Here is a 12,080-nt window from a genome sequence, read left to right as displayed (position 1 = left end):
GCGGTCCTGCACGGCCGCTCGGCTACCCTCGTCCCACCGCGATTTGATGTCCTTGCATGCCCCAACACCTCGCCGAACTGTCCGATGCCGTCGATCTGATCCTGCAGCGGGTGCCCGGCCCGCTGCGCGTCGCCGCGCCGCTGGGCATCGGCAAGCCGCATCGCCTGCTCAACGCGCTCTACGACCGCATCGAACGCGACCCGTCGCGTCCGCTGCTGCTGTTGACCGCACTGTCGCTGGATCCGCCCGCGCCGAAGGGCGACGGGCTGGAGGCGCGCTTCTTCAAGCCGTTCGGCGCGCGCCACTTCGGCGAGGACTTCCCGCGGCTGCGCTACGTGGAGGCACTCAAGGCCGATGCGCTGCCGGCGCATATCCAGGTCGAGGAGTTCTACATGCAGTCCGGCGCGCTGCTGCACTCGCGGCAGATGCAGCGCCGCTACGTCAGCCTCAACTACACCCACGCAGCCGACGGCGTGGCCCAGCGCGCGCCGAACGTGATCGTGCAGAAGGTCGCGCGCGATCCGCAGGCCCGGCCTGGCGACCCGGTCCGCCTGTCGCTGTCGTGCAACAACGACACCACCCAGGACACGCTGGAGGCGATCGCGCGCCGCGGCCTGCCGCGCCCGCTGCTGGTGGCCGAGGTCGATCCGCAGCTGCCGTGGATCGGCGGCACGGCCAGCGTGGCCGAGACCTTCTTCGACGTGGTGATCGACCCGCCCGGGCCGTATCCGGCCTTGTTCGCCCTGCCGCGCCAGCCGGTCAGCGACACCGACTACGCGATCGGCCTGTACGCCAGCACCCTGGTGCGCGACGGCGGCACGCTGCAGATCGGCATCGGCACGCTGGCCGATGCGCTCAGCCACGCGCTGGTGCTGCGTCACACCGACAACGCCGCCTATCGCCGCGTGCTGCACGCCCTGGACCCGGAGCTGGTGCATCACCCGGCGGTGATCGAGAGCGGCGGCATGGCGCCGTTCCAGGTCGGCCTGTACGGCTGCAGCGAGATGCTCAACGAAGGCTTCCGCCTGCTGGTGCAGCGCGGGGTGATCAAGCGCCGCGTGCTGGACGATGCGGCGCTGATGCAACGCCTGGCCAACGGCAGTGCCGACGCGCAGGACCACGCCCGCCTGAAGGCCGAGGGCGAGTACCTGCACGGCGCCTTCTATCTTGGCTCACCGGAGTTCTACGACTGGCTGCGCAACCTGGATCACGACCAGCGCCGCGCCATCGGCATGCTGCGCATCAGCCAGATCAACCAGCTCTATGGCGGCCACGAGGCGCTGGAGCGCCTGCAGCGGGTGCAGGCGCGCTTCTTCAACAGCTGCATGATGGCCACCGCGCTGGGCGCGGCGGTGTCCGACGGGCTGGACGACGGCCGGGTGGTGTCGGGCGTGGGCGGGCAGCACGACTTCGTCAGCATGGCCCACGCCCTGCACGATGCGCGCAGCGTGCTGATGCTGCGCGCCGTGCGCGGCGAAGGCGAGCGCGTCGAATCCAACCTGCGCTGGAACTACGGCCACACCACCATCGCCCGCCATCTGCGCGATGTGTTCGTCGACGAGTACGGCATCGCCGACCTGCGCGCGCAAAGCGACGAGGACTGCATCATCGCCATGGCCGGCATCGCCGATGCGCGCTTCGCCGCGCCGCTGCTGGAGCAGGCCCAAGCCGCCGGCAAGCTGCGGCGCGACTTCAGCGCGCCGGCGCACTGGCAGCGCAACACGCCGCAGCACCTGGCGCAGGCCCTGGCGCCGTTCCGCCGCGATGGCACCCTGCCCGACTATCCGCTGGGCAGCGACTTCACCGACACCGAGCAGCGCCTGGTGCGCGCCCTGACCTGGCTGAAGGCCGGCACCGGCACGCGCGGCGGCAAGCTGCGCACGGTGGCCCGCTCCGTGTTCTCACGCACGCCTGCCGATGCGATCGCGCTGCGGCGCATGGATCTGGAGGCACCGCGCGGCATCGGCGAACACCTGATGGCGCGTCTGCTGCGCCTGGCGCTGGCGCAGACCGCCTAACGGCGGACGACCTCACCCGCAGCCGACGCCAGCGCCACGCGAACGCGCCGGCTGCGCGTTCGCAACGAGGCCGAGCGCGCCTTCCCTGCGCCGCCCGGAGGAGACCTCAGCGCTTGCCTTCGGCCGCGTCGGCCGCGGTGAGGATGATGTCGGCCAGATGCGCGTAGTCACCGTCGAAGTGGTGGCCACCGGTCAACGCCTGCACGCGCAGGTGGCCCGGCGGGACCTTGCTGCACACCTGCTCGTCGTCGCCCTCGCCATAGACGCAGAAGTTCTGCGCGGCCTTGAGCTTGAGGATCTCCGGCATGGTCGGTATGGCGTCGGCCACGTCGTCGCTCATCCAGTTGGTGACGTGGAACTCGAACGCGGCGTTGTTGCTCAGCGCCAGGTACACGGCCTGCAGGAGCTGGGCGCGCGTGTCCGGCGCCAGCCGATTGACCGCGAACGGCAGCACGTCGGCGCCCTGCGAATAGCCGATCAGCATCACCTTGGCCTTGCCCCAATGCGCGCTGTAGTAGCGGATGATGCGATCCAGGTCGCTGGCCAGGCCCTGCGGCGTGCGCTTCTTCCAGAAGTAACGCAGCGAGTCAAAGCCCACCACCGGGATGCCCTTGGCGGCCAGCGCCTTGGCCACTTCCTGGTCCAGGCCGGCCCAGCCGCCGTCGCCGCTGAGCAGGATGGCGTAGGTGTCGCTGCGGGCGCCGCCGGTGGCCGGAACCTCGTTCAGGGGCAGGCCTGACAGGTCCTGCGGCGGCGGCGGCGGCAAGGTCGCCACCTGCTCGCGCGCCAGCATGTGCGCGGCGGTGGTCAGCGCGGCGCGGCGCACCGCGGCCTGATCGCCGCCGGTGGCCAGCTGCACGAACGAGGAGCCCTTGACTTGCGCGGCGAAGGGCTTGGCGTCGAAGCCCTTCTTCGGCCCGTCGGTGTCCAGGGTCAGCCAGGGCACGGCCAGCTTGTTGCGCGCCGGCACCAGGGTGGTGGTCGCCCCGCGCGCGGGCAGCGTGTCGAAGATGTCGCCCTTGCCCTCGCAGGGCACCCGGCCCAGGTCCAGCGCAGGGGTGAAATCCAGGGTCAGCGCGCCGGCGAAGATCCCCGGATCGCCCGCCGCGACCATGGCATAGGCGATGGCCGCGCCACTGCCCTCGCCGATCAGCAGCGGCGCGCGGTAGCCCGGCAGCTGGGCATAGCCCTGCAGATAGTGCGAGAGATTCTCCAGGTCGCCATCGGGGAATACGCAGCCCTTGCCGTCGCCGGTGAACTGCCGGCGCATCTGCGGCGTATCGATGCCGGCCACGAAGGTGCCGTTGGCGGCCAGCGCCTGCGCATCGGCGTCCATGGTCGCGTTCCAGCCACCGTCGCCGGAGAGCATCAGCACCACCTGCTTGAGCGGGCCGACCGGCCGGTACAGCGCCACGTCGCGGAAATTGCCGTGCGAGATGCGCTCGGGCGCGGGACGGGGCTGCTGCGCGGCCAGCGGCAACGCACAGGCCAACAGCAGCAGACAGCTTGCCAGACGGATCATTTGCGGATGACTCCCTTGTAGCCACCGCTGATCAGCGCGGCGACATCGCCCATCACCAGCAGCGGGGCCATGCCGCCTGGCGCGGCCAGGTAGCGGGCTTCCCACTGCGGATCGAATTTTTCCTTGAAGGCGCGCAGCCCCCGGAAGTTGTAGAAGTGCTCGCCGTGGGCGAACAGCAGGCGCCCGATGCGATGCCAGCGCGGCGCCAGCGCGTGTCCGGCCATGCCCGACAGCGGCGCCATGCCCAGGCCGAAGCGCACGTACCCGGCCTGGGCGAAATGCAGCATCAGCTTGGAGAACAGGAAATCCATCGTGCCGTTGGGCGCCTCTTCCAGCTGGCGCATCAGGTCGATGCTGGCCTCCTGCCGCACATCGGTCACCAGCAGCGAGGCGAAGGCGATCACCTTGCCCTCGCGTCGCACCACCGCCACCGGGTTGCGCACCATGTAGGCATCGTCGAAGGCGCCGACCGAGAAGCGCTTCTCGGCGGTGTTGTGCTTGGCCAGCCACGCATCGGAGACCGCGCGCAGCTCGGGCAGGATCGCGGCCACCTCGTCGCGCTCGACCAGGCTGAAGCTCAGGCCCTCGCGCTCGCTGCGGTTGACGCCATTGCGCAGGTTGCCGCGACGCTTGCCCTGCAGGCTGAAGCCGGCCAGCGGCACCCAGGCGTATTCGCCCAGCTTGAACAGGCGCAGGCCCGCGTCCAGATACAGCGGCAGCGCATCCGGGCGCACCTGGTAGAAGCAGCCGCGCGCGCCCGATTCGCGGGCACGCTCCAGGAAGCGCCAGACCAGCTCGGGCCAGGCCTCGCGCGGGCCGACCGGATCGAACAGCGCCACCCACGACTTGCCCTTGCGTCCGAACATCACGAACGCATCGCCCTTCTCGGAGAACAGCAGCGGCTTGTCGCCGGTCAGCGCCAGCGCCGCGTCGGCCGAAGGCTGGCGACGCAGGATCTCCTGGGCGCGCGCCAGTTCCTCGGCGCTGGGCAGCGGCAGTGGCGGCGCCGGCGGGCGCAGCAGCTGGCGCAGCGCCAGCACCAGGGCCAGGATCGACACGCCGACCATCGCGCGCAGCGAGCGCGGCGCGTTGCCGTCGAACTCGAACTGCCACCACAGGCGGTTGGCGTAGGCCACATCGCGATAGACGAAGAACAGCAGCGCGGTCACCGCCACGCACACCACCACCATCGCCAGCAGCCAGCCGCCGCTGAAGGGCACGGCCAGCAGCGAGGCCTTGCGCGTGAACTGCTTGCGCGAGAGCAGCAGGACCGCCATCAGGCTGCCCAGGATCAGCGATTCGTCCACCGCCAGGCCCTTGGGCAGGGCCAGCACCAGCGCGGCCAGGGTCAGGCCCACCGCCGCCCACCAGGCCGCGTCCAGCCGGCGCAGCAGCGCGCGCGCGACGAACAGCATCGCCACGCCGGCGATCGAGCTGAGGAAGTGCGAGGCCTCCACCAGCATCAGCGGCACGTGCATGGCCAGCAGGGCGGTGGCCTGGTCGGTGGCCGGGGTCACGCCCGAGACCAGCAGCATGATCGCCACCACCGCGGTGAAGGCGGCCAGCAGATGCGGCGCCAGCCCGACCACCGCGCGGCCGACCGGCGCGGCCGGGCTGAGGCGCAGCTCGTGCACGGCCAGCACCACCATGGCCAGCAGCAGCGGCAGCACGTAGTAGATCAGCCGGTACAGCACCAGCGCGCCGGCCAGCTGGTCCGAGGGCACCGTGCCCTTCAGCGCCAGCAGCATCACCGCCTCGAACACGCCCAGGCCACCGGGCACGTGGCTGATCACGCCCAGCACCATGGCCGCGGCATAGAAGCCCACGAAGGCCGGGAAGCCGATCGCCCCGTCCGGCAGCAGGAACCACATCACCGCGGCCGAGGCGACGATGTCCACCACCGACACGCCCAGCTGCTGCCAGGCCATGCTCGGCGCCGGCAGGCGGATGCGGATCGGGCCGAGCCTGAATTCACCGCGCCGGCAGGCCCACATCAGCGCGCCGGCCAGGGCCAATGCTCCGATGGCCAGCGCCTGCAGCACCCACACCGGCATATGCGCCAGCGGCGCCAGCTCGCGCGCGTCCAGCAGCACGCCGCCCGCGCCGACCACGCTGATGCCCAGACCGAAGGCCAGGGCGTTGAAGGCGATCGCCCGGGTGATCAGGCCGGCCTCCACGCCCGCCGCGCCATACAGGCGCAGGCGCACCGCGCCACCGGTGAACACGCCCAGGCCGATCATGTTGCTCAAGGCATAGGCGATGAACGCGGTCTTGGCGACCACCCGGTACGGCACGCGCGCGCCGGCATAGCGCAGCGCCGAGGCGTCGTAGCCGGTCAGCGAGAAGAAGCTCAGCGCCGTGGCCGCCAGCGCCAGGCCCAGCTTCCAGCCCGGCACGCCGCGCACCGAGGCGACCACGCCGTCGTAGGTGATCTGCCGCGACAGGTCGACGAAGGCATCGACCACCAGCGCGGCCACGATCAGCGCGGCCAGCCCCAGCAGCCAGGGGCGGGCACGCTGCAAGCGCGGCAGCCAGGTGTCCACGAAGGCACCACGGGCGCGCAGCTGCGACAGGGTCATGCGACGTCCAGAACGGGGCGGCGGGAAAGCCGCGCATGATGCGCGTGCGGGCGCAAGCGCCGCAAGCCATGGGGAAATGCCGGAGTCATACCTCGATCCATCGTCGCGCCAGTCAGCGTCCAGTCGGGATTTTCACACGGATGCCCCACACCGCGTGCGCATGGTGCGGCCATTCCCATGACTGGAGGGTTGCATGACCCGTGCCGTATCGCTACTTCCCAGCCTGCTCGCGCTGGCCCTGATCGCCCCCCTCCATGCGCACGCCTTCCAGGCCAGCGCGCCGGCCGCCAGCACGCCCGCCGCCACGACGCCCGACACACCGGATGCGGCGCGCGCCAACGATGCGGCCACGGTCGACGGCGCCTCGGGCCTGCTGCGCCTGCAGGTGCTGCTGGACCGCGCGCACTTCTCCCCGGGCGAGATCGACGGGCAGGCCGGCTCGAACCAGCAGCGCGCCCTGCGCGGCTACCAGGCCGCCCATGGCCTGCCGATCACCGGCCAGCCCGATGCGGCGACCTGGCAGGCCTTGAACGCCGACACCAAGCCGGTCGTCGCCAGCTACACGCTGACCGCCGAGGACGTGGCCGGCCCGTTCGTGCAGATCCCCAAGCAGATCGCCAAGCAGGCCGGCCTGGACGCGCTGGGCTATACCTCGCTGGTCGAGGCGCTGGGCGAGCGCTTCCACCTCGGGCCGCAGACGCTGCAGCAGCTCAACCCCGGCCTGGACTTCGCCACGGCCAAGGCCGGCACGGTGGTCAAGGTGACCAATGTGCTCGGCGCCGCGCCGCTGGCCAAGGCCGCGCGCGTGGTCGTGGACAAGTCCGACTCCACGCTGCGGCTGCTGGACGATCAGGGCAAGGTGTATGCGCAGTTCCCGGTGACCTCGGGCAGCGCGCACGACCCGCTGCCGATCGGCCAGTGGAAGATCCTGGGCATCTCGCGCAACCCGACCTATCACTACAACCCCAAGCTGTTCTGGGACGCGAAGAAGGGCGACAAGAAGGCCACCATCGCCGCCGGCCCCAATAACCCGGTGGGCCTGGTCTGGATCGACCTGTCCAAGGACCACTATGGCCTGCACGGCACGCCCGAGCCGCGCAACGTGGGCAAGACCCAGTCCCACGGCTGCGTGCGCCTGACCAACTGGGACGTGTTGCAAGTCGCAGACGCGGTGGATGCCAGCGTGCCGGTGACCTTCCAGGAGTGAGGCCATGAGATTCCTGCTGACGCTGTTGCTGGGTATCGTCATCGGCGCGGTCGGCCTGCGCCTGGTCGAACGCACGCACGCCCTGCGCGCGGTCGGGCTGGACGTGCAACCCACCTCCACCCCGGGCACGGCCGCCGCGGCGGTCGACGCCGCGGTCGCCCGGACCGCGCCGACCACGCCGGCCCTGCAGATGGTCGGCGACGTGCAGCCCACCCGCGTGGCGGTCGAGCCGGTCTCGCCGCAGGCGCCGATAGGCGATGACACCGACTCACCCGCCATGCCGGCGGTGGCGCCGCAGCTGCGCGTGCCGGACGATGGCCAGGGTCTGCTGGTGCCGGTGCAGGGCGTGGAACGCAGCGCGCTGCGCGACACCTTCACCGACGCGCGCAGCGCCGGACGCGTACACGATGCGATCGACATCATGGCCCCGGCCGGCACGCCGGTGCTGGCCGTGGCCGACGGCACGGTGGAGAAGCTGTTCGACAGCAAGCGCGGCGGGCTGACCATCTACCAGTTCGAACCGAGCGGCCGGCTGGCGTACTACTACGCGCACCTGCAGCGCTACGCCGACGGCCTGCAGGAGAAGCAGGCGATCAAGCGCGGCCAGGTGATCGGCTACGTCGGCAGCACCGGCAACGCCAGCCCCGACGCGCCGCACCTGCACTTCGCCATCTTCCAGCTCGGCCCGGAAAAGCAGTGGTGGAAGGGCACTGCGGTCAATCCCTACCCTGTGCTGCACGACGGCGCGCCTGTGCCCTGAGCAGGATTCCCGCGGACCACTCAGTAAGCTCGTTATCAGAGTGCGGAACCGGCAAAAGCCAACCGCTTCGCGCACCAACCTCGACCGGCCGGGCACGGCTCCCCGGGTCGGTCCGCCTTTCTGGCGGACTCGCCGCCGCGGGCCATCCTAGGGCCCGCTCTCCGCGCGCCCGGCCGGATCGAGGCTCTGCGAAGGGATGGATCGGGACTTCTTTTGACTTCCGACCCGAAGTCTCTTCGCCCGACGCGCGAGGCAGCGGTTCGGCGGGCGGGGGCCGCGCCTAGCGAGGCAGGACGCCGAGCGCCCGAGTCAGGACAGGATGCCCTGATCGAGGGATAAGCGGCCCCCGCCCGCCGGACCGCTGCCCCTTCGAAGCTCGAACGCCTAAATGCCTCTCTCCTCACGCGAGAGATAGACCAAGAAAAAGCCGGGCAATGCCCGGCTTCTTCATGGACACAGCAATGGCGAAGCCTTTCAGCCCTCCACCACGCTCTGCGCCGCTTCGACCACGTGGTCGGCGGTGAAGCCGAAGTACGGGAACAGCTTCTCCGCCGGCGCCGACTCGCCGAAGCTGGTCATGCCCACGATGGTGCCGTCCAGGCCCACGTACTTGAACCAGAAGTCGGTCGAGGCCGCTTCCACCGCCACGCGGGCGCGGATCGAGCGCGGCAGCACCGACTCCCGATAGGCCTCGTCCTGACGGTCGAACACGTTGGTGCACGGCATCGATACCAGACGCGTCGGGATGCCCGCGGCCTGCAGCTTCTCGCGCGCTTCCGAGGCGATGCCGACCTCAGAACCCGTGGCGATCAGGATCACCTTGGCGGTGCCGCCGTCGGCCTCGGCCAGCACGTAGCCGCCGCGGTAGATGCCCTCGATCTCGGCCTTGCCGCGCGGCTGGGGCTTCAGATTCTGGCGACTGAAGATCAGGCAGCTCGGGCCGTCCTGACGGGCGAGCGCCGCCTTCCAGCTGGCGGCCGTCTCGGCCGCGTCGCACGGACGCCAGACATCGTTGTGCGGGATCAGACGCAGACTGGCCAGATGCTCGACCGGCTGGTGCGTCGGGCCGTCCTCGCCAAGCCCGATCGAATCGTGCGTATAGACGTGCAGCACATGGCTGCGCATCAGCGCGCTCATGCGCAGCGCGTTGCGCGCGTAGTCGCTGAAGGTCAGGAAGGTGGCATCGAACGGAATGAAGCCCCCGTGCTGGGCGATGCCGTTGGCGATGGCCGACATGCCGAACTCACGCACACCGTAGTGCACATAGTTGGCGTCCGGGTCGTTGCCGACGGCGGTCTTGGCGTTCTTCCACAGGGTCAGGTTGGACGGCGCCAGGTCGGCCGAACCGCCGACGATCTCCGGCAGCAGGCCAGTGTAGAACTCGATCGCCTGCTGCGAGGCCTTGCGCGAGGCGATCTCCGGCATGTCGGCCTGGACCTTGGCGATGTAGGCATCGGCCCTGGCCAGGAAGTCGTCCGGCAGCTTGGCGTGCGAGCGGCGCGCCAGCTCGGCGGCCTGGTCCGGGTACTGCTGGGCGTACTTGTCGAACAGCTGCTCCCATTCGGCCTGGCGCAGGCTGCCCGTACCGGTGGCGCGCCAGCCGTCGTAGATCTCCTTGGGGATCTCGAAGGCCGGGTACGGCCAGTCCAGCGCCTTGCGCGTGGCCTCCACCTCGTCCTTGCCCAGCGCCGAGCCGTGGCTGGATTCCTTGCCGGCCTTGTTCGGCGAGCCGAAGCCGATCGTGGTCTTGCACGCGATCAGGGTCGGCTTGTCGGTGACCTCCAGCGCCTCGTCGATGGCGGCCTTGATGGCGTCGGCGTCCTGGCCGTCGATCGGGCCGATGGTGTGCCAGCCGTAGGCGCGGAAGCGCGCCGGGGTGTCGTCGGTGAACCAGCCGTCGGTCTCGCCGTCGATGGAGATGTGGTTGTCATCCCAGAAGGCCACCAGCTTGCCCAGGCCCAGCGTGCCGGCCAGCGAGGCGGCCTCGTGCGAGATGCCTTCCATCATGCAGCCATCGCCCATGAACACCCAGGTGCGGTGGTCCACGACCTGGTACTCGGGGCGGTTGTAGTGCTGGGCCAGCAGCTTCTCGGCCAGGGCGAAGCCGACCGCATTGGCGAAGCCCTGCCCCAGCGGACCGGTGGTGGTCTCGATGCCGGGGGTGATGTGGCTTTCCGGATGGCCCGGGGTCTTGGAGTGCAGCTGGCGGAAGTTCTTCAGCTCTTCGATCGGCAGGTCGTAGCCGGTCAGGTGCAGCAGCGCGTACTGCAGCATCGAGCCGTGGCCGTTGGACAGCACGAAGCGGTCGCGGTTGAACCACTTGGGGTTGTTGGGGTTGTGGCGCAGGTAGTCGTTCCACAACACCTCGGCGATGTCGGCCATGCCCATGGGCATGCCGGGATGGCCGGAATTGGCGGCCTGCACCGCATCGGCGGCGAGGAAACGGATGGCGTTGGCGAGCTGACGGCGGGTCGGAGCGGACATGTCAGGGACTGGGGCGAAAGCGGCGCGTGAGGCACCAGGGACGCCTATTGTCCCATGAGGCACGGTTCGGAACGAGTGAGGCGGGGAGCGCAGCCGAGTGAGAAGCGAGTGAAAGCCCGGTCCGGGCGGCCTCCCAGCCTCAACGCATGCGTTCGGCCTCAATCCTCGCCCTTCCAGGCGGCGGCGCCTTGGCGCCAGCCGGCCCGCTTCGCTCACGCCCCTGCGCTCACTCCTCGCCCTTGGCCACCAGCGTGGCCAGCACCAGATCGCCGGTCGTATTGAGCGTGGTCCGGCACATGTCCAGGAAGCGGTCCACGCCCAGGATGATGCCGATGCCTTCCGGCGGCACGCCGACCATGCCGCAGATCAGCGCCACCACCGGCAGCGAGCCGGCCGGCACGCCGGCGGTGCCGACCCCGCCCAGGATGCAGACGAACATCACCGTCAGCTGCTGCAGCAGGGTCAGCTCGACGCCGAAGAACTGCGCCAGGAACAGCACCGTGACGCCCTCGAACAGCGCCGTGCCGTTTTGGTTGGCGGTGGCGCCCACGGTCAGCACGAAGCGCGAGACCTTGCGCGGCAATCGCAGGTTGTCCTCGGCCACGCGCAGCGAGGTCGGCAGGGTCGCGTTGGACGAGGCGGTGGAGAAGGACAGCACCATGACCTCGCGCACCGCGCCGAACCACTTCACCGGCGACCAGCCGGCCCACTTCAGCAGCGCCGAATACACCACGAACATGTGGATCGCCAGCGCCAGCACCACCACGCCCACATACGCCCCCAGCCGGATCAGCAGCTCCCACCCGAACAGCGCGGCCAGGTTGAACATGAAACAGAACACCGCGTAAGGCGCCAGCCGGATCACCAGGGTGATCAGGGTCATGGAGATCTCGAACAGGCCCTCGACCGCGTTGCGGAACGCATCGGTCTTGTCGCTGCGGGTCAGCACCACGCCCACCCCGACCATCAGCGCAAAGAACATCACGCCCATGAAGTTGCCGCCCGCCGCCGCGGTGACTACGTTGGCCGGCACCAGCGAGAGCAGCATGCCGGCCCCGCCCGGCGCCTCCTTGCCCTTGCTGATGATCGAGTCGGCGCGCTCGGCGCCGGCGGCCAGCATCTGCTGGGCGGTGGCCGGGTCGGTGCCGGCACCGGGCTTGAGCAGGTTGACCAGCACCAGGCCCAGCACCACCGCGATCCCCGACGCCAGCACCGTGAAGCCCAGCGTGCGCCAGCCGATGCGCCCCAGCGCGCGCACGTCGCCCATTTCCGAGATGCCCACCACCAGCGCCGAGAACAGCAGCGGCAGCACCAGCATGAAGATCAGGTTGAGGAACAGCTTGCCCGCCGGGTCGGTCACCGCGGTGACCTGCTTCACCCAGCCGGCGTCGGCGCCGACGGTGGCGTGCACGATCAGGCCCAGCGTCAGGCCGAGCACGAAGCCGATCATCATCTTCCAATGCAAGGGCAGCCTGGACTTGCCGGAAGCAGCGTCGGTCATGCGTGGAAT

7 protein-coding genes are annotated in these 12,080 nt (G+C 70.1%); 3 read left to right on the top strand and 4 right to left on the bottom strand.

The window, feature by feature from the left end; genetic code table 11:
• The first annotated feature begins 56 nt into the window (after window positions 1–56).
• Window positions 57–2,018 (top strand): acetyl-CoA hydrolase/transferase C-terminal domain-containing protein, encoded by a 1,962-nt coding sequence (locus EAT51_RS09785; protein ID WP_130561565.1) that lies wholly within the window; start codon window positions 57–59, stop codon window positions 2,016–2,018.
• A 106-nt stretch (window positions 2,019–2,124) separates the two neighbouring features.
• On the opposite strand, the gene EAT51_RS09780 is transcribed toward EAT51_RS09785, so the two are convergent.
• Both EAT51_RS09780 and mprF read right to left on the bottom strand, forming a co-directional pair.
• A complete protein-coding gene (locus tag EAT51_RS09780; protein WP_130561564.1) occupies window positions 2,125–3,540 on the bottom strand; it encodes a virulence factor family protein in 1,416 nt (471 codons plus the stop codon).
• Window positions 3,537–6,119, bottom strand: coding sequence for a bifunctional lysylphosphatidylglycerol flippase/synthetase MprF (gene mprF, locus EAT51_RS09775; protein WP_130561563.1), 2,583 nt, complete (start codon window positions 6,117–6,119; stop codon window positions 3,537–3,539). The genes EAT51_RS09780 and mprF overlap by 4 nt, the downstream gene beginning before the upstream one ends.
• Before the next feature lie 193 nt (window positions 6,120–6,312).
• On the opposite strand from mprF, the gene EAT51_RS09770 reads away from it, so the two are divergent.
• Window positions 6,313–7,326, top strand: a complete 1,014-nt coding sequence (locus tag EAT51_RS09770) for a L,D-transpeptidase family protein (protein WP_130561562.1) — start codon at window positions 6,313–6,315, stop codon at window positions 7,324–7,326.
• Between the two features lie 4 nt (window positions 7,327–7,330).
• Window positions 7,331–8,086, top strand: coding sequence for a M23 family metallopeptidase (locus EAT51_RS09765; protein ID WP_130561561.1), 756 nt, complete (start codon window positions 7,331–7,333; stop codon window positions 8,084–8,086).
• Window positions 8,087–8,560: 474 nt separating this feature from the next.
• On the opposite strand, the gene tkt is transcribed toward EAT51_RS09765, so the two are convergent.
• Together tkt and EAT51_RS09755 are read right to left on the bottom strand one after the other, a co-directional pair.
• A complete protein-coding gene (tkt, locus tag EAT51_RS09760; protein ID WP_130561560.1) occupies window positions 8,561–10,570 on the bottom strand; it encodes a transketolase in 2,010 nt (669 codons plus the stop codon).
• Between the two features lie 226 nt (window positions 10,571–10,796).
• Window positions 10,797–12,071 (bottom strand): dicarboxylate/amino acid:cation symporter, encoded by a 1,275-nt coding sequence (locus tag EAT51_RS09755; RefSeq protein ID WP_130561559.1) that lies wholly within the window; start codon window positions 12,069–12,071, stop codon window positions 10,797–10,799.
• Window positions 12,072–12,080: the final 9 nt, after the last annotated feature.

It is taken from the genome of Pseudoxanthomonas winnipegensis, from assembly GCF_004283755.1.
Classification (GTDB): domain Bacteria; phylum Pseudomonadota; class Gammaproteobacteria; order Xanthomonadales; family Xanthomonadaceae; genus Pseudoxanthomonas_A; species Pseudoxanthomonas_A winnipegensis.
This window is presented reverse-complemented; position numbering and strand designations above follow the sequence as displayed.